Raw genomic sequence first — 21892 nt, forward strand, 5'->3', positions numbered from 1 at the left:
GCTGCGCCGTCACTGGGAACAACATCGCAGGCAGTCGATTTGGTCCCGGGTTCCGCAGAACTTGCTGTGACCGCGATCTCAGTTCAGATCGTGGTCCCGCACGGCGGCCACGAGGCCGTCGGCGTCTTCCGCGCATGCTTCACAGGCGGCAAGGTGCGCCGCCAGTCCGGGACAGTGATCGGCAGCGTCGAGTCCGGCCGCGAGTAGTTCCGCACAGAGGTGCAGAGCAGCCATCGCCTCGTCACACCCGACGTCGTTCGGGTCAGTGGCGAGGAATCGCTCGAGCCCCTCCCTCCACCCGGTCAATGGATCTCACCTCTGCCTGTTGATCAGAATCCGCCGGCGCTTGCAGATATCCGTTGGTGGTTGGACAGGCACGGATCTTACGGTCCGCATCGAAACAATTTCGCGATCTGCCCGGCTCCCATCCCTCGCGTGGTAAGACGTCGACGATGCGGTGCTGCGAATGGATACGAGCCGAAAGTGCCGAGTAGGCGAAAGACCGGACACAAGGAGGTGCCTGATGAAGGCGATCGTGGTGACGGACCAGACAGCGGGGACGGCAGGGATGACGCTGGCGGAGCGTCCCGAGCCGCCGGCGGCGATCAACGACGTCGTCGTCGAGGTTCATGCGTCGGGCTACGTCCCGACCGAGCTTGAGTGGCCCTCGACCTGGACCGACCGTGCCGACCGGGACCGGTCACCGTCGGTCCCCGGGCACGAGCTGGCCGGAGTCGTCACCGCGCTCGGCTATGGCACCACAGGACTTTCCGTCGGTCAGCGGGTGTTCGGCCTTGCGGACTGGCATCGCGACGGAACCCTGGCGGAGTACGTGGCGATCGAGGCACGCAACCTCGCACCGCTCCCGGGCGACGTCGACTTCACCGTCGGCGCGAGCCTGCCGATCTCCGGACTGACCGCCTGGCAGGGACTGTTCCAGCACGGCCGCCTTCAATCCGGGCAGACCGTCCTCGCGCACGGTGCGGCCGGCGCGGTCGGCACCATGGTGACGCAACTCGCCCGCGAGGCCGGTGCGTACGTCATCGGCACCGGACGCGCCGCCGACCGGGAGAAGGCGCTCGACTACGGCGCGAACGAGTTCGTCGACCTCGCCACCGACTCGCTCGAGGACATCGGGCAGGTCGATCTGGTGTTCGATGTCCTCGGCGGCGACATCCAGAAACGGTCCGCGACCCTGATCAAGACCGGAGGAACGCTGGTCACCGTCGTCGGGCCGCCGGAATCACGACCCGCGGACGGCCTGGCGATCGACTTCGTCGTCGAGGCCGATCGCGCCCAGCTGACCGAGGTCGTCCGGCGGGTGCGGGACGGGCGACTGCGGACGAACATCGGTACCGTCGCATCTCTCGACGACGCCGTCGCCACCTTCAACTCGACCGAGCGGCTCAAGGGGAAGACCATCATCAGCGTTCGTCCGTAGTACACCTCTCGTCGGTACTGCGCTGACGACGGAGTCAGGGAGCGATCTCGAGCTTGGCGATCAGACCGTCGGCGAGGGTGAACCGGTAGATGATGTCGACGACACCCCCGGGGAAGTCACCCTCCAGGTGATGCGTGACGACGTACCGGGAGTCGTCGAACTTCTCGACGTGGCTGATCTCGACCGTAGAGGTGTACTCGCTGGTCTCCATCTCCCGCCAGCGGTGGATCTCGTCGTGACCGGTGTAGGTAGTGCCGTCGTCGTCGACCACCGTGGCGTCGGCGGCGAAGGCGGCCAGCAGGTCGTGAGCGTTCGCCTTGTGCTGGGGATCGGCCTCGCGCAGGTACCTCGTGATCGCCGGCGGCAAACGCTTCGCCATCTCGGCGGCGGTCGGGTCGGGCGGGTGCTGGATAGTCATCAGGCGCCTCTCATGGTGAACGTGGTGCGGCCTTGCACTGTCTGTGGCATTCCGGGCAGGTCGACGCAGTACATCCCATGGCGTTCGGTGAGCAGCAGCAGAATCGTGTCGCAGTCCCTGCATCGCGCCACCGTGCCGGGTCCTGACCTGTACACCACCATCTCCGCCATGACCCCGGTACGGCCACAACCCGTGCACTTGTAACCCATGGTCGTCATGTCTCGTGCGAAGAGGTCATGCATCACGCCCGCTATGGCATTGCCGTCGAGAGGTCCCATCCTCGTCACCCTCCTGTCCCGCCGAAGCGTTCGGTCCGGATCCGCGCCGCGTCGTACCCCAAGGCCACCAAGCCGGCCGCTGCCGTCTCGACGAACGCGGTCGGTCCGCAGATATACGTGAGCGGCAGGTGATCGGCTGCCCACCCGGCCATACCCAAGAGCATCGGGTCGATGCGTCCGCGATGGCCACGCCAGCCACTCGGGGCCTCACGAGTCAACGTGATCGAGACATCGACGAGGTCGTACGCCGCCATCTCCATCAGCTCTTCACGATAGATCAGCAACTCGAGCGAGCGCGCCGAGCACAGGACCCGGACAGGCACCCGGCTGCCGATCGCACGGTGATGCCGAAGCATCGCCCGCAGCGGCACCATGCCGGATCCCCCGCCGACCAGGAACAACGGACCACCGAAGTCGTCGTCCCAGACGAAGTGCCCGCCGACCGGACCACGGAACTCGAGCTCGTCGCCTGCTCGCAACTCGTCCACCAGATAAGGCGAAACCTCGGCGTCGTCGAGTCGCTCGACGGTGAGCGACAGGTACTCGTCCGCCGGCGCCGACGCGATCGAATAGCTCCGTTCCGTCTGATACCCGTCCGGCGCCGTCAGCCGCACATCCACGTGCTGACCTGCACGATGCCCGGGCCAATCAGGCACGGCGAGCGTGATGGTCTTCACCCGCGGAGTCTCGAAGACCGTCGAGATCACCGTGCCGGTCTGCCACGTCAGTCGCCGTAGTAGCGCTGCTCTTTCCACGGGTCTCCATAGTTGTGATAGCCGAACATCTCCCAGAAGCCGGGTTGATCTGTGGGCCGCAGGTCCAGACCACGGATCCACTTCGCGCTCTTCCAGAAGTACAGGTGCGGTACCAGCAGTCGCGCCGGACCGCCATGCTCCGGATCAAGCGGCCGCCCGTCGTACTCGTCGACGATCCATGCCTTCCCACCGCGCAGGTCCGCCAGCGGAATGTTCGTCGTGTAACCGCCGTCGGAGAACGCCAGTGCATAACCTGCCTGGGTCGGCACCTCGTCGAGGAAAGTGTCGAGAGAAACGCCCGACCAGGCCATGTCCAGCTTGGTCCACTTCGTCACGCAGTGGATGTCGACGGTGAACTTCTCGTGGGGCAACGCCTGGACTTCGGTCCACGACCACGAGACCGGCTTGTCGACGGCGCCACGGATCGTGAAGTCCCACGCGTCCAACGGCGTGTACGGGGTCGGCCCGGCCGACAACACCGGGAAATCCCGCGTGACGTACTGCCCGGGCGGTACTCGCGAAGAATCCGCAGTACGCCGGCCGACGAACCCTCTGGTGACAGCCATCAGGCCTTCTCACCAAGCTGCACACGCAACAGCCACTGCTGCTTCTCCAACGTCCCGACCACCCTGACCAGTACGTCTTGCGTCACCAGATCCGCGGCCCCGATCGACTCGAGTCGCGCCCGGATCAGCTCAGCCACCGCCGCCACCCTCCGGCCCAGCTCCCAGACCACCGCATGATCAGCCAGCGACCGCACCGCCACAGGTTCGACCCGCGACCCGGCCGCCACCGCCGAGCTCTGTCCATCGGGTACGAAACCCAACGTCACCGCACGCTCAGCGACAACATCTGCCAGCTCGCGCCACTCCCCCACCAACTCATCAAGGAACAGGTGCACACCATGGGCGGCCGCCCCGACCACACTCCAGTGCAACTGCTTCCCGACCAGCGACAAATCGATCAGATCCTGCAGCACCACCTGCAATTCCGCACCGACCGCCGCCCGCTCGTTCGGATTCCCCAACGGCGGCAACTGCACCGAATTAGCAACAGCTTCCATAGACATACCTCGTCAGTGTCACGCCCGCCGCCGTACCTTTCCTCCCCACCCAAACCAATCGCAGTCCCGGCAGCACCGAATGCGATCCGCAAGGGCTCGATCAACCAGGCGACACCGACGGCCAGCACAGCCGGGCGTATTGGAAGGCCGAGCGTGCAAACTCCCGTCGGAAGGCGTGCGGGTCCGGGACCCGTGAAACTTCTCGAACCTGCCGCGCATGTTCAACACCTTCGTCGCCTGGCGGCACTCCCGAGGAACCCGCCGTCGAGTCACCGGATCAGAGGAGCGCCGCGATATCGGGCCAGGAGTAGAAGATCTCGTCGGGTGAGGCGTCGCCCGCGAGGACTCCGCCGAGGCAGACGTAGAAGCGGCGGGCACGTTCGTTGACGGCCAGGACCCGGATCGCCAGCGAGCCGAACCCATCGGCGGACAGATCCGCCGCCGCTGCCCGCAGCAGGGCGCGGCCGTCGCCACGACCCTGGTGATCTGGACGGACCGCGAGGGCGTAGATCTCGGCGTCATGGCCGAGCTCAGGATCCGCAGGGCCGGCCATGACCAGACCGATGACCGTCCCGTCCAGCAGTTCGGCGACCCTGGTGTGGTGTGGCCGAGGCCGTTCGGCCGACTCTCGGAGTAGATTCCGGCGCCAGTTGGCGGCGGACTGCTCGAGGGTCACGTCGAAGTCCTCGAACTCGGCGAACGCGGCACAGGTGATCTCGGCCATGACGTCTGCATCGGGCGGGAGGGCGTACCGGATCGACATGAGCGGAGACTACGACGGGAATGGGCTGACAGGGGAGACATCAGCACCGTCGCCGGCCCGTTGACGATCACGCTTAACCATGGCGGACCCTCGGCGACGGCCAGCGGGCCGTGCGTGGAATACCGCGGGGTCCTGCCGCCATCTCCCGGGCCGACAGGTGCCGGGAAGCGTGTTGACGGGTGCGTCACAGGTTCGTAAGGACGTCGGAGGTTTCACGAGGGATCCCCGCGTCCTACCGTGAATCAGGAGGAGTCGTTGCGGAGGTAGCCATGAGGGAAGCCTGGGAGGTTCTGACCGCGGGACCGGAGGATGCCGACCGGTCGGTCCTGCTGCTGCCGGGCGGAGCCAACGCGGCTCGCTCGTTCAACTTGGTGATGGCTGAGCAGGCGCTGTCCGGTGTCCGCTTGGTGGCTACGACGCTGCCGGGCATGGCGGGTGCGCCGCTGTCCGATGACGTCTCCGTGCCTGCCCTGGCCCGTCGGGCCGGCGAGCTGGCCAAGGAGCACGGGTGCGACGTGGTCGTCGGCTTCTCCCACGGTGCCACGGTTGCCTTGGAGATGCTCCTGTCCGGTCACTTCCAGGGTCCGGCCGTACTCCTTGGCATCAGCCTGACGACTGAGGACGAGGCCGGGTTCTTCCGCGCCGCGGTACGGGCGTCGGAGAAGGTGGGCAGCTGGCCGATGGCCGTCCTGCTGCGGCTCCTGCCCCTGATGGCCAAGTCTGCCAAGACACCTGAGGCACACAAGCGGGAGCTGATCGAGGACCTCAAGCAGAACAGCGCCCGCGACTCGGTCCGAGTGAGCAGCGTGTACCTCGACTACATCGCCGCAGACCGGAACTACGCCGCCCTGCTGGCCGCGTCGGGCAACGCGGTATGGGTGGTTCACGCCGAGAAAGGGGATGGTGGCCTCACCGACGCCGAGCGCGCCACCCTCCAGGCCGCTGCCAACGTGACCCTGGTGACGGTACCCGGTGCGGTGTTCCTCCTCCCCGACGAGGCGCCGCAACAGACCGCCGCAGTCATCGCCACCGCCCTGTCGCAGGCGACTGACTGATGACCGCGTCAACACACAACCGTGAGTAGCGAGACGCCGACCGTCGCAGACTCGTCGAACCACAGCTCGCGAACTCCACCGGTGCTACCGCCCACATCAGTTGAGGCGTTCACAGACCAATCAGGAACAGTGCACCTGCCGCGAGGAGACCAATCTCGATGAGGAGGACGAAGATCCGGTCGCTGATGCGGCCGACGATCTTCTTGCCGGTCCAGGCGCCGAGCAGGGTGGCCGGGGTGAGTACGACGCCGTACAGCAGCACGCGTGTAGTGAGCAGGCTTCCGGCGCCGTACGTCGCGATCTTGGTGATGTGCATGGTGAGCGCACTCGCGGCCTCCGTGCCGATGTAAGCAGCGCGGGTCAGTCCTGCAGCGAGAAAGAACGGCGCGGTGAGCGGTCCGACCGAACCCAGCAGCGCGGAACCGAGGCCGGACGCGGCACCGACAGCGGCGAACGCGTGCTCCGAGGGAACCCGTGGTCGTCGTCGGAGATGGCGCCAGAGGACCACCCCGATCAAGAACACGCCAAGCAGCCGCTTCAACGGAGCGAGCGGCGCATGCGCAAGCAACAGTCCACCGATCACGGCACACGGCACGGCACCGACAGCGAACCAGGCGATGATCGATCCACGCAGCTCGTGCCGGTTGAGCCAGACGCGCGAACCGTTGCTGGACAGCTGTGTCAGGGTGAGCATCGGTACGGCGGCCCGCAGTCCGAACAGGATGGTGAACACCGGCAGCAGCAAAACTCCGCCGCCGAACCCGGCAACCGCAGACAGCAGCGCGAGGCCGAACGCGGCCGCCGAAGCAACCAGCAACGTCAGCAACAGCCCTGTCATCGCGCGGAATCGCGCAGACCGGTGAGCCTGACGACGGCGGCGAACCCGTCGTCGGTGCCGGGCCAGTGCGCGCGGACCGCTTCGATGCCTGCATGCCGGACGACGCCACGCAGTACGACGGTGACGATGATGGCGTCGTCGGCGTACCCGAGGACCGGGATGAAGTCCGGGATCAGATCGATCGGGATCGCAAGATAGACCATGAGCAGTCCGAGTCTGACCCTGACGCCGCGTGGCAAGGTCTTGTCGGCCGCGAGCCGGCGCAGCAGACGCAGTACGTCGGGCAGCACCCGGAGGGCCTCGCGCAACAACCCGCCCCGCGGACGAGCGACGATCAGTACGACGACCAGCGCGAGCCAGACCAGGATGAGCGCAGACACGACCCCGATCAGGACGTCGCCCCACAGCGAACCCGTCACGATTGCCCCACGGCGCGCGGGGCCTGCCGTGCACCAGCCTGACCGACGTCAACGACGACATCCGGCACCGGCGACGCCCGCCCGGACGACGCCCCGCTCGACGGCTCTTGGCCGGGCGAGTCCTGCACAGGCAATTCGTCGGCGCGCAGCGGGGCTTCCTCGAACTCGGCGAGCTCGGCGGCGGCCTGCACAACGTCGTCCCGAGCCGGCAGCAAGCACGCCGACTGCTGCAGGTACAGCGCCCCGAGCGAACGCAACATCACGACTGGAGCGACCATCGACCCAGCCGGACCTGCACCGTCAACTGCCGGCCGACGTCTGGTCCCTCGGTCTCGTGGACGATGACCAGGAACTGCCCTGACCCGAGCCGTACTGCCTCGACAACGGCGGTCTCATTCATGGCTACACCTCGGTACCCGACAGGCTGTCTCGCCATCGTCTGAACGGAGCCGCCTGCCGCTCGGCACGAAGCGGCGATCGCGACCAAAGCGGCCAGCCGCGGGAGGGGACTGCAACGGGCTATGGGGATCGAGCCCGCAGGAGCGACTGGTCACTCCTCCCATGAGTGTTGCTCACAACACCGCAATGCAACAGCCCCAGCACCGTCTGATGGTGTCGCCCGCCCCGGATGGACTGCCCGGTGGCACTCAATGCTCGAATACGTCAGGAAAGGCGAACACCGCTAACAGGGCGGGATCGTGGAACTTGACCACGCGAGCGACGCCGGTGGCAGTAGTGGCCAGCACGACCACGCCGTCTCCCCGGAGCGTGCCGTCGGCGTCCCGGTGGTACACGACGGCGGCGGGCTCGCCGTTGGCGGTGGTGGCGAGCATCCGCCAGTCGCCCGGCGTACCCAGCACGTAGGCGTCGAGCACGTGGATGCACATCGTCCTGCCCGACTGCCAGTCGCGGAACGGCGTCGCCTCGAGCGTGGCGTCCGCGCGTAGCACCTGTTCCAGCAGGCTCGCGTCCGAGCGCTCAAAGGCCGCGATGTAGCCGTCCAGCAGCGCGCGTGCCCGCGGGTCAGTTGGCTCGAGCAGCTCCGCGGGCTCCGGCTCCAGTTCTTCGATCCGGGCTCGGGCGCGCTGCAGACCGCTCTTCACCGCCACCGTCGTCGTGCCGAGGATCTCGGCGGTCTCGGCCGCGGAGAACGCCAGTACGTCGCGCAGGATCAGGATCGCGCGCTGACGAGAGGGCAGGTTCTGCAGGCTGGCGATGAGTGCCAGCCGCAGTGACTCGCGTTCGACCACCACCGCGGCCGGATCGTCGGCCGACGGAGCGATCCATGCGTCAGGCAACGGTTCCAGCCACGACACGTCACTCGCTGGACTCGGTGGGCGATCTGGACCCTCGTACGGGCCTGTCAGCCCAGAGGGCAACACTCGGATCCGGCGTCGCTCCAACGCCCTCAGGCAGACGTTGGTGGCGATCGTGTACAGCCAGGACCGAATCGATGAACGGCCCTCGAATCCGGCGTACGACCGCCACGCCCGCAGATAGGTCTCCTGCACCAAGTCCTCCGCGTCGTGCGCAGAGCCGACCATCCGGTAGCAATGCGCCAGCAACTCCCGCCGGAACCGCTCGGTCTCGGTGGTGAACTGGTCTTGACTCAGCGCTCCCCGCAGGTGGGACGTCACGCCATGAGCCTAGTCATCCGCACATCAGACCTCGTCGAGTTGCAGGATCAGGGCGCGGAAGGTCGTGTAGCGGCGCAGGTTCGTCAGAGCATCCTCAGCGGTGCGCCGGCCGATCTCGGATCCGAGCGCGGCTTCGAGCGCAGCCATGTCGTCCCAGTCCAGCATGACGACCATGTAGCAGGGCTCGCCGATCGCGGCAGCCGGGTCGTGAGTGCGGGTGTAGCGACGCAATCCCGGGTACTGCTTCGCCAACGGGACATGCACGTCGTTGTAGTGACGTTCGAACGCGGCCACATCGGACGGGGCGTCGTACAGCACGACGAATCGCGCCATCTGCTTGGCGACTAGACCATGGTCGGCTGCTCTTGTCATCGGTATCTGCGGCGTCACGGGAGCAGGGCCAATTTGCCGGCGGTGGCCCTGGCCTCGAGCTCGGCGAGCGCCTTGGGACCGTCGGCCAAGTCGTAGGTGGTTGGCCGACCGGGTGTAAGCACACCGGTAGCAATGAGTTCGAACAACTCGCCCATCACCTCGCCGAAGATCTGCGGCGCGGCCTGAATCAGTACGCCGATATTCAGCCCGATGACGTGGATCTGGTGCTTGTACACGAGGTCCCAGTTGGTCATCGATGCGCCGCCACCCGCGACGCCGTACACGACGACGCGGCCAGTGATCCGCTTGGCAGCGGCCAGGCTCGCCTCGAAGGTGGCGCCGCCGGCCGACTCCAGCACAAGATCGACGCCGTCGGTCAGCCGCAGCACCTCGGCCGCCAAGTCGCCGGCGCGAGAGTCGAGCACGTGGTCAGCGCCGAGTGCGAGCACCGTCTCGTGCTTGCTCGGCGAGGCCGTGCCGATGACAGTCGCTCCGTAGTGCTTGGCCAACCTCACCGCGGCCTGACCGGTCCCGCCCGCCGCCGCATGGATCAGCACCGTCTGCCCGGGAGCGATGGCACCGAGAGGCCGGAGCGCGGCCAGCGCGGTCGGCCAGCTCACGAGCAGTCCCAGCGTCTGCTGCTCCGTCCAACCTTCGGGCAGCGGCACCGCAGCGCCGGCGGGTAACACCATGTATTCCGCGAACGCGCCGCTTCCGACCCCGATGACACGATCACCCGGTTGCAGACCGCTCACTGCGTCTCCCATCGCGACGATGACGCCAGCGGCCTCAAAACCGGCCAGGTACGGCGGCTGCGGGCCGCTCAGGAAGGTGCCGTGGGCCTTCGAGATATCGGCGAAGTTGACGCCGGCCGCGGTCACGCGGATCAGGACCTCACCTTGCCTGGGGCTTGGCACCGGCACATCGGTGATCAGCTGCATGTCCTGCGGTCCGTTCAGGGAGGTCTGCTGCAAGGCGCGCATGGTCGCGGGAGTGCCCATCGGCGATCAGCCTTTCGTGCTCGACGTACATGACGACAGGTAGATCCCGGCCAGCACGCAAAGGAATCGGCATCGCGACGGGCGATCCATGGGGGTGCACACCGTCGGACCGGCCAGAACCACGATCCGCTGGTGGCGCTGGGCGGCTGACGCTGCGCTCGTTCTCGGGCCGGCGGCAGGGAGGCTCGCCCTGGATGAAGTCCGTAATGAAGCTGACATCGAAGGCAACGACACGGCCTTGCGAGCCTGCGTCCGGACGTTGCCCATCGTCGACTGGAACAGTCACCGCGACCGGTGCGGTGGCCAGGCTGTGCAGGATTCCGTTGCCACGACTGGCTGTCTGTCAGGATCAGTCCAATTGCCCGTGGTGGCCGGCCTGGTGGGTGAAGTAGGGGGCCGGGTTTCCGGCGGCCCGTGGACCGGAATCCAGCCACTCGGCGAAGGCCGCCGGATCGCGCCGTTCGAGCTCGCCGAGGACACCATCCCGCACGCTCACCACCGCGAGTCGATCCTTGTCTGTCCGGGACTTCGACAGCTCGGTGAAGCTGCTGCGCCAGGCCAAGCAGAGTTCCTCAACGGAAAGGTCGGCAGGATCCTTTCGCCGTTTCGGCACTGGTACGGCGTCTTCCTCGCCCTCACGAGTCGCACGCGCACCAGGGGCTTCGCCGCGATCCGGTGTCGAGTCCGACAGGTAGTGCACCGCAGGTGGCGAGGTACCGATGATGACCAAGAGGAGCAGGAATGTTGAACCGCCGACAGTTGCGACGTACCCGCAGGCAGCCAGCACCAAGAGCCCGACGCGGAGCGCCCCGTCCAGAACAGAACCGATGAGCGCCAAAGGCTTCAGCCCCTGCACCAAGCCGATGTGAACCTGGATCGAGCCGTACATACTCGCGGCGATCGCGAGCACGGTCAGGTTGATCGTCAAACTGATGAATACGAGTGAGCTGACCACACCGACGACGGCGAGCCCAGTAACGCCTGCCATCCAAGCGTTGCGGTAGGGCGATCTGGGTCCGGCAAGACTCTCGATCACGGCCATCGCACACTCACCGCCGATGCGTTCGACCTCCCCCGCAGAGGTCAGTTCCATAGTGCAGCCCTCGGCTGGAGCAAATCAACCGGCGGAGTGCATCCCGCGTCCCCGGTACGCCGGGCAGACCGCGCCGTGCCAGTGTCATCTACCACCGGTACGGCCCTGACCTTCCCACCTCACCCCGGTCGCCGGCAGGCTCTACGCCAAGATCGCGATCGCCACCGCTGACGCGACCAGCAGCGCCAGGAACACCAGGAACGCCACGCCCAGCGCTCCCCACGCGCCAGGCTGCTCCTCACCCACGAGCATGTCCTCTCTCGCCAAGACCCCCGAGGTCCACCGCCATCATGACCAATCCCAGCGACCGTTTGAACCGATGGACTCGAATCTGCAGCTAATTGCCAGCCTCCGGCGTGCAATCATGAAACACCTGCACGTCGTGAAGCGAGAGACCATGACCGAGTTCGCCACCGAACTGAACCGCAGGATCGCTGCCGCACGGGAGTCCGTCCGGGCGGCGCGGGACGCCGACGACCTCGACGCCGAGCGCGTGTACGCCGGTGAACTCGACAGCCTCCTCCACATCGCCGCGGAGAACGGCGTCGACGTCCCGTCGGACATCACACGCGGTACCACCACCTGACCCAGCACGGTCTTGAGCTGCGGCCGTGGGATCTCGGCCACGTCGGCGCGCTGGTCGCCGCCAGCGATGACCCGGCGATCCGGCAGTGGCAATCTGGGCCATCGGCAACCAATCCGGCGGCTCGGAAGACCGGCTACACCTTCGAAGCGACGCTACGCAGCGCACTCCTCCACGCCGACGGCTGGCACGACCAGCACCTCCACGCCCGCATCGCACCCTGAGCCTGAAGGGCACCGCTGAGCCAAACAGCGCCGCAGCGCCTGGGCGGGTCAGGCAGTGGCTTCGCAGGACTACATTGATGGAATGACTACGTACGAGGAACTTCTGCAGGAACAGATCCGTAACGAATTCACGGCCTCGCAGCAGTACGTGGCAGTCGCTGTCTGGTTCGACGACCAGGATCTACCGCAGTTGGCCGCGCACTTCTACAAGCAGTCCCTGGAAGAGCGCAACCACGCGATGATGATGGTCCAGTACCTGCTCGACAAGGACATCCGGCCGCACATCCCGTCCGTCGGCGAGGTCGTGTCGGACTTCAAGACCGCGCTGGAGCCGCTCGAGTTCGCGCTCGCGCAGGAGATGACCGTCACCCAGCAGATCGAGACGCTCGCGAGGACCGCGCGCGACGAGAGCGACTACATGGGTGAGCAGTTCATGCAGTGGTTCCTCAAGGAGCAGGTCGAGGAAGTCGCCGAGATGAGAACGCTGGTGAATGTCGCCAGGCGCGCCGGCGACGACCTGTTCCACCTCGAGGACTTCCTCGCCCGCGAGTCCGTCGGCGTCAACGGCGACGACCCCACAGCCCCACCGGCCGCAGGCGGCAACCTCTGAAACCTGCCGCACCCAGCCGAAACCTGCCTTTAGCAACCTTGAAGGAGCCATCCGCCCGATTGAGCATGGCCACCGGGACGCCTGGAGCTCGGTCTTTCCCGCGGCCCACTTCGGCTCTGGACGCAACAAGCCAGCTAGAGCACGCCCGCTGGCACCAGTCCGGCCACCACGAGTTGTGCACACTGGCTTCGTCGAGCCGCTTCCCACCGAGCTCACACCCGAAACCCAGGCACGCACGTAGTTCAGAAGGTCGCTGTCATGCCGCCGTCCACCGCGATGGTTTGGCCGGTGACGAAGGATGCCGTCTCCCCCGCGAGGAAGACCACGACTCCCGCGATCTCTTCAGGACGTCCCCAGCGACCGAGCGCAGTGCGGGTCCGCAGCCACTGCGACCACTCCGGGTCCGTCGCGAGGTGCGAGTTCACTTCGGTGGCGAAGGTGCCTGGAGCAACCGAGTTGACCGTGATCGCATACCGCCCGAGGTCCGCCGCCAGGGCCCTCGTCATTCCGTCGAGACCTGCCTTCGCGATCGAATACCCGACATCACCCGTTCGGCCCAGCTGGCCCATCACCGAGGACACGTTGATGATCCGGCCCGGCTTGCCAGCCGCAATCAGCCGCTGCGCGACGTCCCTGCTCAGCGAGTACGCCGCCGCGATATGGACATCGAGCAGGCGCATCAGGTCAGCAGGCTCGAGTACGTCGAAGCCGCGCCGATCCCGATGTCCGACGTTGTTCACCAGGATGTCGAGGTCCAGGCCACCAACCATCTCTCGGGCGGCCTCCCGATCCGTCACATCGAACGCCGCGCAGGTGATCTCGAGTCCGTCGTCCCGCAACCGTGCCGCCGCTTCGTCCAGTGCCGCCTGGTCGCGTCCGTTCAGGATCACCCGAGCGCCGGCGGCCGCGAGACCCCGGGCCATCTCGAGGCCCAAGCCGCGCGCCGAACCGGTCACCAACGCGGTCCGTCCGGCCAACGAGAAGCCGAGCATCACTTCACCTCCGCTGAAACGAATGTGTCGCCGGCGTCGTGCTCCCAGCCGTCCGGCAGTTCGTCAGTGGTGCGGCTGCGCCGTCACAGCGAATGGTGTCGCCGGCGGCGATGAACCGACTGTCAGCCAAGAAGGCCCGTCGCACGTCGCCGAACAGGTCAGCGTTGCTGCCGAGTACGAGCACATATCGGGACATGCGCGGAGGCTATCGAGCCGGGCCGGCAGGTGATCGGCATGGGTACTTTCCGCTGATGTCAGGTCGTTCTGAGGCGTCACTTAGCGATGTCTGGAAGAGGCTCGGCTCGGAGCATGCTGCCGTACTCGTAAGCGAGGCGGAGGCGAGCGATGGCGTCCGCCTCGAACTCCCTCAGTTCCGTACCTTCGTCGGAGTACATCTCGAATACTCGGAAGTCGAGCCTGAACACGGCATCGAGCACCGCCGTGTGGTCCTCGTCGACGGCGTAGAAGTCAAGGTTGGGCACGCGCTAACTCTGCCCACCCTGAGGTCGGTCGGCCAACCACCTCTCGTCGGCATGACAGCGCGGATCGCGGCAATTGCGCGCGGTAAGCAGTGGCTCCGGGTATGGACGGTCCGGGGAGGCGCCGACACCGGCACGTTGTCGGTGCGCCGGCGTACGCTGTCGACGGGCATCCAACCGAGGAGGAGGCGCATGGTGGCGCTATCGGTGATCGGCGCGCCGACGAGCGCCGGTGCCTTCGGCCCCGGCCAGGAGCGCGCACCCTCGGCGTTTCGCGCGCATGGTCTCCTCGACGCGCTGCGAGCCCGCGGCCTCGATGTGGTCGACCGAGGCGACGGACGTCGGGCCGAGTGGCGGACCGACCAGCGCAGTCCGGAAGCACGCAACGTCAACACCGTCGCCGCCGTGGCGAGAGAGCTCGCCGACACGGTCGCCGCTGCGTTCGCCGACGGCCACGACATCCTCGTTCTAGGTGGCGATTGCACCATCGAGCTCGGCACGGTCGCCGGCGCGATCCGAGACGGCGCACGCGTCGGCCTGGCGTATGTCGACCTCGACGCCGATCTCAACGTCCCAGGGACCGGCGAGGGTGCGCTCGACTGGATGGGCGTCGCCCACCTGCTGGATGTCGCCGGAGCAGACGAGACGCTGACATCGCTGGGCGGGCGTCGGCCGATGCTCGGTGTCGAGGCGGTGCGGCTGTTCGCCGTCCAGAACATCACGACGTTCGAGCGGTCCGTGATCGACCGCCTCCGGCTTCAGGTGGAGCCGCTGGCCGACGTCGTCAACGATCCCGGCGCCGTCGCGGAACGGACCCGCGCCTGGGCGGAGTCATACGACCGGATCCTGGTGCACGTCGACATCGACGTCCTCGACTACACGAAGTTTCCGATAGCCCACGAGATCCGTGACTCGCCCGGATTAGAGTTGCCGCAGCTCGCCCGCTTGGTCCGTGACCTTCACGGGCTGCCAAACTGGAGCACTCTGACATTGACCGAGGTCAACCCGGACCACGCCCCCGACGAGCGGAATAGCTTCGGCCAGCTGATCGAGATGCTCGGCGACGTGCTCGGCGACGCAAACTAGGACCGAGGTCGACTCGGCGGCCACCGGCCCGGGGCGCGCGGTCCAACTCCACACAGCCCTCGGCGACATCACCCTCGGCGAGACCCACGCCGGCATCCAAGGCACCCCCGCCCACCCCACCGGCAACCCCTGCGTCACCCACTGACCATCAGCTAGCTTTCCACCATGAGACCCGACGCGCTGGCCAAGCACTTGATCGACAGCAATCGATACATGGTTCTCGGGACCGTAGACCCGGACGGTCGCCCCCGGGTGTCACCGGTGTACTTCGCGCCGGACGGCTACTCGGTCGTCTACTGGGTATCGTCGCTCGAGTCACACCACTCGCGGAACATTGCCGAGCGACCCGAGGTCAGCATGGTGATATTCGACTCGGCCGCGGAGATCGGCAGTGGGCAGGCGGTCTACTTGATCGCCCGGGCAGAGGTGGTCCCGGACGACGAGTTGGAGGGATGTCTCGACACCGTGATCTGGACACGGTTCCCGGGACTCAGGCAGTTCGCCGCGGCGGAACTGCGGGATCCAGAGGTGCGGCGGCTGTATCGTGCGCGGATCAGCGAGCACTCCATCCACATCCCCGGCCGGCACCCGGAGTACGGCACGGGGACTGACCGACGGATGACGGTAGACCTCGGCTGAAGCCCGCCAGCGCACCAGCCCACACGAATCGCCGGACCGGCACGGATCAGTTCAACCCTCTTGCGGGGGCGTTCGGGAAGGTGCAGTTGAGCTCGTCGGCTCACGGCAGAACTTGTCGCGTCCGGACCGGTGATCCGCAATGCTGACATCACCGTCCGCAGCATGCCGGTGGCGAGGAACTCCCGGGTTTCGGTCGGTGATGCGCCGGTGAGTTCGCGGACCAGGCAGTAGATCCCGCCGAGGCGTTCGCGGATGGCATCACCGATGGCCGGCTCGGCGCTGGCCGAGAATCCGTGCAGGAGAACCAGAACCATCTCGCGTTCGACCATCAGCCTCTCGTACGCCGTGGCCAGGCTGCCGGCTCGACCGTGTCGCACACCGCCTCTACGGCGGCCAGGAAGAGCTGCTGCTTGGTCCCGAACAGCCTGATCACGTAGGGCTGCGAGACACCGGCCAGCCGGGCGATCTCATCCGTCTTGGTGCCCGCATACCCGGACCTGCCGAACGCCTGGATCGCCGCCCCCAGCACCTCCTCGCCCCGCTCAGCCGCAGTCAGCCGCATCTTCGTGACCCATGCTTGTTCGATCGCCCAAATCCCGACACCAGACATGTTATCAGTCGATGCATACTTTCGGACGATCGGTTTACCACGGCGAACGCCGCCCGTGACGCTTGCATTCGCGCGCCATCTGCGCCCACCCGCTCCTCGGGCGCCTTGTTCTCTGAACCAGAGTAAAATGGGGGCGTCCGGAACGACGACACTCCATTCCTGAGGTGCCAGCCACACCGGCTCCCCGCAAGGAAGACGCCATGTCCGTCTTGCATCGCACCCGGAAATCACAGAAGACCTCGGCGGATCCTGCTGACACGGCCGCCGCGGATCCGGCACTCGAGACGATTCCTGCGCCCGAAGCGTCGACCGAGCCAGTAGCGGCACCGGCGCACTCAGGGGATGCGGTGCCGCGCACCCGCGCGGGTGCCACCTGGGTCGGGGTCTGCGCAGCCGCGCTCACGCTCGTGGTGCTGATCGTGTTCATGCTGCAGAACACCCGACGCGTCGAGGTCAACTTCCTGTGGATGAACGGGTCCGTTCCGCTCGCGCTGGCCTTGCTGATCGCCGGCGTCGGTGTCGGCATCGTCGCCATGGTGATCGGCACCGCACGCGTAACTCAGCTGCGCCGGATCATCCACAGCCGCCAGCGGCGTCACTGAGCAGATTCATGATCGTTGGGCCAGCCAACGGTGCGGGCTGACCGCCAAGGCGCACGCTATTCGCGACGGCCGCCGCGGACCACAAGTCCTCATCACCTACTGCGGACGCATGGTTTGGATCACCGCCGACCGTGTCCGCAGAACGCGACACCCCTCACCACAAAACCATGACCTTCCCGATCGGCCGAAGGCCCGGGCCGGTCTCGCGTCCGGAACGGACGCCTCCGGATACCAGCCGAAGAGGTGACATCACCATGGAGCGACCACTCCACCCAATCCGACCCGACAGTGGCCAGGACAGCCAACAGGACCGGCTGGGTCCCAGGCGCTGGCGGCCGAGCGAACCGTTCGCCAACCTCGAAGCCCTCTACCGTCGGATGAACCAGCTGATGCACAACCTGGCCGACGACGTCGACCTGCGCTCGTGGCGATCCCCGGTCGACGTCGAGGAGACCGACGACGCCTACTTGGTCGAGATCGACCTACCCGGCGTGCCCCGCGACACCCTCACCCTCAAGTGGAACGACCGCCAACTCACCCTGCACGGCGAGGTCAAAGACCGGGAACGGATCGGCACCGTTCACCAGCAGGCCCGCCGTACCGGCCCGTTCGACCACACCATCACCCTGCCCGGCGCCGTCGACGGCGACGCGATCGAAGCCACATTGACCAACGGCGTCCTCACCATCCACGCGCCCAAGGCCAAAGCCGCCGAAGGCCGCCGCATCGACATCAGGGATTCGATCAGCGACACGCCACCACCACCGTCATCGACAGACACCACCAAGCCATCGGGAGGGGACCAACCCACCGACCCACCCAGCGCCGTGTGAGCGGGAGCAGCATCGATACGAGGAGCGGTAGCCATGATTGTGCTGGGCTCATCATTGTTGCCGTCGCGCTCGGGTTCGGCGTGGCAGCATCGTCCGCCGGAAGGTCCGCGAGCCGTCGTCATCATTGCCGGGCCCCAGCCGACCTGGGGACGCACCAGCGAGAAGTCCTCCCAACAGCGGCATTACGGGAGCTCGCCGGCGAACGCCGCGTCCACACCACATCGCCAACCGACGTCAACCCACCGATCAGCTGATCGCCGGAGATCCGGTGCCAGCTGGTGATCTGGTGGAAAGCCGACGGGTGCTGATCAACTCGTCGGCCACTGTCCGGAGCTTGACGTTGTTGTCGTGCGAAGAGCGACGGAGTAGTGCGAAAGCCTGGTCGGCGTCGATCGCGAAGCGTTCCGTCAACAGTCCCTGAGCCTGGCCAATGAGCGTGCGAGCCGCCATCGCCTGGGCCAGTGTCGCCAACTGCGCTAACCCGGCAGCGACCACCACCGGAGTACTTGACGTAGGGCAGTAGCCGTCGGCTGCAAGGGGCTGATGATCCGCAGCCTGTATCTGAGACCTGGGCCCGACTCCCTGCAATGGCACTCCGCCGCCAGACGTCCGGGCGTCGCGAATCCGGCCGTTCTTCATCCGCCGGCGGCCGTTCGCGCTCGGCGCAACTCGGCCCCCACATCACGCAGGTGACGCAGGACCGCGCCGTACGACGCGAACGCGGACGACTCGACGTAGGACACCTGGTGTTCCGCGCAGAAGCGCCGTACGACGGGTTGGGCCAACCGGAGGTTGGGTCGCGGCATGCTCGGGAACAGGTGGTGCTCGATCTGGTAGTTGAGGCCGCCCAGCACGAAGTCGACGACGGGACCGCCCCGGACGTTCCGGGAAGTGAGTACCTGCCGCAGTAACGGGTCGGCGGCCTGCTCGGCGGTGAGGATCGGCATCCCTTTGTGGTTCGGGGCGAACGAGCAGCCGAGATAGACACCGAGCAGTCCTTGATGAATGACGAGGAACACCGCCGCCTGGAGCCACGTCATGGTGACGATCAGCAAACCGGCGTACCCGCCGAAATGGACGCCGAGCAGCGCGAGCTCCGTGGTTCTGGCCCGGATTCCCGGCTTCAGCAGGGCGCGGATGCTGGAGACATGCAGGTTGAGGGCCTCGAGCAACAGCAGAGGAAAGAACAGCCAGGCCTGGTGACGCGTCAGCCACGCGGCCGCGCCCCTCCTCGCGGCGGCCTGTGTCGCGTCGAACACGAGGACGCCCGGCAGCACGTCCGGATCGGCCTCGAGGTCGTTCGGGTGGGCGTGGTGGGCGTTGTGCTTGTCGATCCACCAGCCGTAGCTGAGTCCGTTCAGCAGGTTGGCGTTCAGCAGGCCGAGCAGCGTGGTCGGCACGCGCTTGCGCGCGATCTGATGGTGGCCGGCGTCGTGGCCGAAGAATCCGATCTGCGCGGACACGATCGCCAGAGCGACCGCGAGAAACATCAGCCACCAGGAGTCGCGCAGGAACGCCATCGCAGTAACGACCCCACCGAGCGCGACCAGATTGACGATCTGCAGGGCGGTGTAGAACCCCGGACGGCGATGCTGCAGGCCCAGACGACGGATCTCCCGGGCCAGCTCCACGTAACCGCTGGTCGCCGGGTCATTGGTACTTCGCACGCTGACAGACATCCCCGGACTCCGTTGGTTCGTGTCCTCGCCACTGGGTCCAGAGCAGCCTTCACCTCAGCATACGCCGGATCAACGCAGGCGAAGGCTGCCACCGGGCACCCGGCCACCGCAGCTGGGTGGGATCCGATCCGGGTCCAGCACCGAGCATGACCCGGTGAGTACGCGCGCTCAGAACAGGATGTCGTGCACGTCGCCAGCGGTCAGCAGAGCGTTGATCCGTTCGACGACCCGGTCGTACGCCGCGGTCTGGTCGTCGGTCAACTCCAGGTCGACGTCGGGATTTGCTTGCCGGACGGCGAGCAGCACGGTGGTGTCGTCATCGCCGGGCCAGGCGAGAAGGGCGACAAGCCGGGCGAGCGGCTGAAGCAGTTCTTTGCGGTCGAGCGGGCGACGCGCTCCGGTCCAGAGTTCCGTGTCCGGGTCGAATTCGTCCAGGAGTTCGGCCAGTGCATCCAGCAACCGGCGTTGCGCCGGGTCGTCCACAGCTGCGCGGTCGAGCGGCGTCAGTGCAATGTTCAGGGCTCGCAGGGCTGCCGCGAGAGTCTCGGTGTCAGCCTCCGAAATCCACACCACGCGCAGCGGCATCCGCTCCCGACCCTCCGCGAACAGGCGGGGCCGGATGCTGCGACCCGGCTCGGCCGGCGGTACGCCGAACGCGTCGACGGCGTCCCGCAGTACCGCTCCTGTCCGTAGCAATGCACTCAGCGCATTGCCTTGGGTCAGTACCGCGGGCAACACCCGCTCGCCCGCGCGCTCGGCGCGCGACAGGCCCTGAAGCAGATCCTCGGCACGCCGGTACAGCACCGCGAGTGTCCCGTTGTCGGGTACCAACCGCCAGTTCATCCCCCGACCTCCAACTCGATCAGGTGCCTACGGACGACGGCCCCGGCGCCAAGCACGGTAGCGGGCGATGATCAGCATCTCGTTCATGCGTGTCTCGATCGACATGCCGTCTCGGGGCGGCACTGAGTCGGGCGGCGTCGGCGTGGTGACGGCTGGGTGCCGGTCGAGACGCCTGAAGTGTCGACGGTGCATGGCCAGTCCCTTCCTCGGGCCGAAGGGCTCAGTGTCAGTGTGCGCCGTGATCCGGTGGGACGCCACGTCCGCGACGATGCTGGGACCTGGTTTGGGCATTCGCCTCGGCACCGAGCAGGACAGCGAGCGCCGTGAGGTAGAAGAACAACAGCGCGGCGATCGGGGCGCTGATCGGACCGTAGATGTTGACGGTGTCGAAGGCGTAGCGCAGGTAGACCCGGACAGCCCGGGCGCCGGCGAGCCAGATGATCGTGGCGATGGCTGCGCCGGGCAAGTGCTCGCGCCATCTGGAGCGGAGCGGTACGGCGAAGTGGTAGAAGGTGACCAGAGCGAGCACGGACAAGAGCAGCAGGCTGGGCCAGTAAGTGAGCCGGAGAACTGTCTGAGCCAGGTCGTGTCCGGTGGGCGACATGAGCCGGAGCAGGGCTTGCGGACCCACGATCAGCAACGGCAGCAGGATCACTCCGATGAGTACGCCGGCCAAGTACATGCCGAGGGCGAGTATCCGGCTGTGCGCGGCGCCGCGGTCACTGCGCTGCCCATAGGCGATGGCGACGGCGTTCACGTAGCTCGCCGTCGCGGTCGAACCGGCCCAGAGCGCGAGGAGGAAGCCGAGCGATGCGACGTCAGCGCGGCCTTCGGTGAGGACGTCGTCGACCAGAGGCCGGACGAGACTGGTCACGGTCGTCGGGGTCAGAGCTTGGGATGCGATCTGGATGAGTCGCGGTTCGATCTCCGTACCGAGATCCGCGCCGAAAGCAGTTCCCAGGTAACCGACCAGACCTAGCATGCACAGGGCCAGCGGGGGAAGCGACAGGAGCATCCAGAACGCGATCTCCGCAGCCATCCCGAGCACCCGATGCTGCCAGGCGCTCTGTATCGTCGCAACGATCCCCCCACCGGCTCGTGCCGGGAAGTCGGTCAATCGTTTCCGCCATCGCGTGCTCTCGCGGTTGTCAGCTGCCACCGGACCGCCCTCCGAACCGCTCCGCTGCGAACGCGATCCGGGCAGGCGGCCGTGGTGCGCGCCTATGTGCTGAGCTCGTGGGATCGCGGCAGAACTCGCCGGAGCCGGCGGGCTCGCGAGCAGCGTGGCAGCGGTGGGTGTGCCCCATGGCTCCAGTATCAGATGGTGCCGCAGATAAAGGACGGTTTCGCGTGCGATGCCGCCAGCGGCAGCGCAACCAGCGCTCCGGCGATTCCCTGCAGGTGCCTACCGAGCCAGAGAGCCGTCCACACATCGTGAGCGAGTCCGGACCGGCTGTCGCTCACCTGAACGTCGGCAGCCTCGACGGCGTGTACGTCGTACTCGTCCCAAGGGATGGTGCGCTCGTCGCCGGCCAGCCGGTGTCGGTGACCGTGGCGCGCCGACAAACCATCGACACCG

General features: G+C 66.8%; 31 protein-coding genes. 9 read left to right on the forward strand and 22 right to left on the reverse strand.

What is annotated here, in order from left to right; translation table 11 throughout:
- The first annotated feature begins 66 nt into the window (after positions 1 to 66).
- Together ACLJOO_RS25995 and ACLJOO_RS26000 are read left to right on the forward strand one after the other, a co-directional pair.
- The gene (locus tag ACLJOO_RS25995; RefSeq protein ID WP_410790004.1) at positions 67 to 207 is read left to right on the forward strand and encodes a hypothetical protein; all 141 of its coding nucleotides are present in this window, start codon (positions 67 to 69) and stop codon (positions 205 to 207) included.
- A gap of 316 nt (positions 208 to 523) precedes the next feature.
- The gene (locus tag ACLJOO_RS26000) at positions 524 to 1441 is read left to right on the forward strand and encodes an NADP-dependent oxidoreductase (protein ID WP_410790005.1); all 918 of its coding nucleotides are present in this window, start codon (positions 524 to 526) and stop codon (positions 1439 to 1441) included.
- Between the two features lie 34 nt (positions 1442 to 1475).
- Here ACLJOO_RS26000 and ACLJOO_RS26005 read toward each other — a convergent pair whose 3' ends face one another.
- From ACLJOO_RS26005 to ACLJOO_RS26030, 6 genes are all read right to left on the reverse strand, one after another.
- The gene (locus tag ACLJOO_RS26005; protein ID WP_410790006.1) at positions 1476 to 1859 is read right to left on the reverse strand and encodes a nuclear transport factor 2 family protein; all 384 of its coding nucleotides are present in this window, start codon (positions 1857 to 1859) and stop codon (positions 1476 to 1478) included.
- On the reverse strand, positions 1859 to 2137 hold the full coding sequence (locus tag ACLJOO_RS26010; RefSeq protein WP_410790007.1) for a DUF6510 family protein: 279 nt from the start codon (positions 2135 to 2137) through the stop codon (positions 1859 to 1861). The genes ACLJOO_RS26005 and ACLJOO_RS26010 overlap by 1 nt, the downstream gene beginning before the upstream one ends.
- A gap of 5 nt (positions 2138 to 2142) precedes the next feature.
- Complete coding sequence (locus tag ACLJOO_RS26015) at positions 2143 to 2892, reverse strand: ferredoxin reductase (RefSeq protein WP_410790008.1); 750 nt, start codon at positions 2890 to 2892, stop codon at positions 2143 to 2145.
- Complete coding sequence (locus ACLJOO_RS26020; RefSeq protein ID WP_410790009.1) at positions 2862 to 3458, reverse strand: sulfite oxidase-like oxidoreductase; 597 nt, start codon at positions 3456 to 3458, stop codon at positions 2862 to 2864. Before ACLJOO_RS26020 ends, ACLJOO_RS26015 begins: the two co-directional genes overlap by 31 nt.
- Positions 3458 to 3955, reverse strand: coding sequence for a Dps family protein (locus ACLJOO_RS26025; RefSeq protein ID WP_410790010.1), 498 nt, complete (start codon positions 3953 to 3955; stop codon positions 3458 to 3460). The genes ACLJOO_RS26020 and ACLJOO_RS26025 overlap by 1 nt, the downstream gene beginning before the upstream one ends.
- Before the next feature lie 277 nt (positions 3956 to 4232).
- The gene (locus tag ACLJOO_RS26030) at positions 4233 to 4718 is read right to left on the reverse strand and encodes a GNAT family N-acetyltransferase (RefSeq protein WP_410790011.1); all 486 of its coding nucleotides are present in this window, start codon (positions 4716 to 4718) and stop codon (positions 4233 to 4235) included.
- 269 nt (positions 4719 to 4987) lie between these two features.
- Here ACLJOO_RS26030 and ACLJOO_RS26035 point away from each other — a divergent pair, with 269 nt between their 5' ends.
- Positions 4988 to 5773 carry an alpha/beta fold hydrolase gene (locus ACLJOO_RS26035; RefSeq protein WP_410790012.1) on the forward strand — a complete coding sequence of 262 codons (786 nt, stop codon included), beginning with the start codon at positions 4988 to 4990 and terminating at the stop codon, positions 5771 to 5773.
- Between the two features lie 109 nt (positions 5774 to 5882).
- Here the strand turns inward: ACLJOO_RS26035 and ACLJOO_RS26040 are convergent, their stop codons facing one another.
- The 8 genes from ACLJOO_RS26040 to ACLJOO_RS26075 all read right to left on the reverse strand — a co-directional run bounded on the left by ACLJOO_RS26040 (position 5883) and on the right by ACLJOO_RS26075 (position 11028).
- Positions 5883 to 6611: a sulfite exporter TauE/SafE family protein gene (locus ACLJOO_RS26040; RefSeq protein ID WP_410790013.1), complete on the reverse strand. Its 729-nt coding sequence runs from the start codon at positions 6609 to 6611 to the stop codon at positions 5883 to 5885.
- On the reverse strand, positions 6608 to 7030 hold the full coding sequence (locus ACLJOO_RS26045; RefSeq protein WP_410790014.1) for a YkvA family protein: 423 nt from the start codon (positions 7028 to 7030) through the stop codon (positions 6608 to 6610). The genes ACLJOO_RS26040 and ACLJOO_RS26045 overlap by 4 nt, the downstream gene beginning before the upstream one ends.
- On the reverse strand, positions 7027 to 7308 hold the full coding sequence (locus tag ACLJOO_RS26050; RefSeq protein ID WP_410790015.1) for a hypothetical protein: 282 nt from the start codon (positions 7306 to 7308) through the stop codon (positions 7027 to 7029). The genes ACLJOO_RS26045 and ACLJOO_RS26050 overlap by 4 nt, the downstream gene beginning before the upstream one ends.
- Positions 7290 to 7430 (reverse strand): hypothetical protein, encoded by a 141-nt coding sequence (locus tag ACLJOO_RS26055; protein ID WP_410790016.1) that lies wholly within the window; start codon positions 7428 to 7430, stop codon positions 7290 to 7292. The genes ACLJOO_RS26050 and ACLJOO_RS26055 overlap by 19 nt, the downstream gene beginning before the upstream one ends.
- Before the next feature lie 247 nt (positions 7431 to 7677).
- A complete protein-coding gene (locus tag ACLJOO_RS26060; protein ID WP_410790017.1) occupies positions 7678 to 8667 on the reverse strand; it encodes an RNA polymerase subunit sigma-70 in 990 nt (329 codons plus the stop codon).
- Between the two features lie 24 nt (positions 8668 to 8691).
- Positions 8692 to 9039: an EthD family reductase gene (locus tag ACLJOO_RS26065; RefSeq protein WP_410790018.1), complete on the reverse strand. Its 348-nt coding sequence runs from the start codon at positions 9037 to 9039 to the stop codon at positions 8692 to 8694.
- A gap of 14 nt (positions 9040 to 9053) precedes the next feature.
- Positions 9054 to 10040, reverse strand: coding sequence for a zinc-binding dehydrogenase (locus ACLJOO_RS26070; RefSeq protein ID WP_410790019.1), 987 nt, complete (start codon positions 10038 to 10040; stop codon positions 9054 to 9056).
- Positions 10041 to 10389: 349 nt separating this feature from the next.
- The gene (locus tag ACLJOO_RS26075; protein ID WP_410790020.1) at positions 10390 to 11028 is read right to left on the reverse strand and encodes a hypothetical protein; all 639 of its coding nucleotides are present in this window, start codon (positions 11026 to 11028) and stop codon (positions 10390 to 10392) included.
- Positions 11029 to 11530: 502 nt separating this feature from the next.
- Between ACLJOO_RS26075 and ACLJOO_RS26080 the strand changes: the two genes are divergently transcribed.
- Together ACLJOO_RS26080 and ACLJOO_RS26085 are read left to right on the forward strand one after the other, a co-directional pair.
- Entirely contained in the window at positions 11531 to 11719 is a 189-nt protein-coding gene (locus ACLJOO_RS26080) for a hypothetical protein (protein WP_410790021.1), read from the forward strand.
- 303 nt (positions 11720 to 12022) lie between these two features.
- Positions 12023 to 12550: a ferritin gene (locus ACLJOO_RS26085; protein ID WP_410790022.1), complete on the forward strand. Its 528-nt coding sequence runs from the start codon at positions 12023 to 12025 to the stop codon at positions 12548 to 12550.
- A 242-nt stretch (positions 12551 to 12792) separates the two neighbouring features.
- Here ACLJOO_RS26085 and ACLJOO_RS26090 read toward each other — a convergent pair whose 3' ends face one another.
- Positions 12793 to 13542, reverse strand: a complete 750-nt coding sequence (locus tag ACLJOO_RS26090) for an SDR family oxidoreductase (RefSeq protein ID WP_410790023.1) — start codon at positions 13540 to 13542, stop codon at positions 12793 to 12795.
- 272 nt (positions 13543 to 13814) lie between these two features.
- Complete coding sequence (locus ACLJOO_RS26095) at positions 13815 to 14024, reverse strand: hypothetical protein (RefSeq protein ID WP_410790024.1); 210 nt, start codon at positions 14022 to 14024, stop codon at positions 13815 to 13817.
- Between the two features lie 189 nt (positions 14025 to 14213).
- On the opposite strand from ACLJOO_RS26095, the gene ACLJOO_RS26100 reads away from it, so the two are divergent.
- Positions 14214 to 15107 (forward strand): arginase family protein, encoded by an 894-nt coding sequence (locus ACLJOO_RS26100; RefSeq protein ID WP_410790025.1) that lies wholly within the window; start codon positions 14214 to 14216, stop codon positions 15105 to 15107.
- A gap of 165 nt (positions 15108 to 15272) precedes the next feature.
- Positions 15273 to 15746 carry a pyridoxamine 5'-phosphate oxidase family protein gene (locus ACLJOO_RS26105; protein WP_410790026.1) on the forward strand — a complete coding sequence of 158 codons (474 nt, stop codon included), beginning with the start codon at positions 15273 to 15275 and terminating at the stop codon, positions 15744 to 15746.
- Between the two features lie 328 nt (positions 15747 to 16074).
- Here the strand turns inward: ACLJOO_RS26105 and ACLJOO_RS26110 are convergent, their stop codons facing one another.
- The gene (locus ACLJOO_RS26110) at positions 16075 to 16356 is read right to left on the reverse strand and encodes a TetR/AcrR family transcriptional regulator (protein ID WP_410790027.1); all 282 of its coding nucleotides are present in this window, start codon (positions 16354 to 16356) and stop codon (positions 16075 to 16077) included.
- A 200-nt stretch (positions 16357 to 16556) separates the two neighbouring features.
- Between ACLJOO_RS26110 and ACLJOO_RS26115 the strand changes: the two genes are divergently transcribed.
- Positions 16557 to 16958: a lipopolysaccharide assembly LapA domain-containing protein gene (locus ACLJOO_RS26115; RefSeq protein ID WP_410790028.1), complete on the forward strand. Its 402-nt coding sequence runs from the start codon at positions 16557 to 16559 to the stop codon at positions 16956 to 16958.
- Positions 16959 to 17335: 377 nt separating this feature from the next.
- Entirely contained in the window at positions 17336 to 17791 is a 456-nt protein-coding gene (locus ACLJOO_RS26120; RefSeq protein WP_410790029.1) for an Hsp20/alpha crystallin family protein, read from the forward strand.
- A 246-nt stretch (positions 17792 to 18037) separates the two neighbouring features.
- Here ACLJOO_RS26120 and ACLJOO_RS26125 read toward each other — a convergent pair whose 3' ends face one another.
- The 5 genes from ACLJOO_RS26125 to ACLJOO_RS26145 form a co-directional block, all read right to left on the reverse strand.
- Positions 18038 to 18289, reverse strand: a complete 252-nt coding sequence (locus tag ACLJOO_RS26125) for an ANTAR domain-containing protein (RefSeq protein WP_410790030.1) — start codon at positions 18287 to 18289, stop codon at positions 18038 to 18040.
- A gap of 137 nt (positions 18290 to 18426) precedes the next feature.
- On the reverse strand, positions 18427 to 19470 hold the full coding sequence (locus tag ACLJOO_RS26130; protein WP_410790031.1) for a fatty acid desaturase family protein: 1044 nt from the start codon (positions 19468 to 19470) through the stop codon (positions 18427 to 18429).
- Positions 19471 to 19638: 168 nt separating this feature from the next.
- Positions 19639 to 20313, reverse strand: coding sequence for a hypothetical protein (locus ACLJOO_RS26135; protein ID WP_410790032.1), 675 nt, complete (start codon positions 20311 to 20313; stop codon positions 19639 to 19641).
- 226 nt (positions 20314 to 20539) lie between these two features.
- Positions 20540 to 21472: a YihY/virulence factor BrkB family protein gene (locus ACLJOO_RS26140; protein WP_410790033.1), complete on the reverse strand. Its 933-nt coding sequence runs from the start codon at positions 21470 to 21472 to the stop codon at positions 20540 to 20542.
- A gap of 158 nt (positions 21473 to 21630) precedes the next feature.
- A complete protein-coding gene (locus ACLJOO_RS26145) occupies positions 21631 to 21879 on the reverse strand; it encodes a hypothetical protein (RefSeq protein WP_410790034.1) in 249 nt (82 codons plus the stop codon).
- Positions 21880 to 21892: the final 13 nt, after the last annotated feature.

It is taken from the genome of Kribbella sp. C-35 (genome assembly GCF_046549195.1).
Lineage (GTDB): Bacteria > Actinomycetota > Actinomycetes > Propionibacteriales > Kribbellaceae > Kribbella.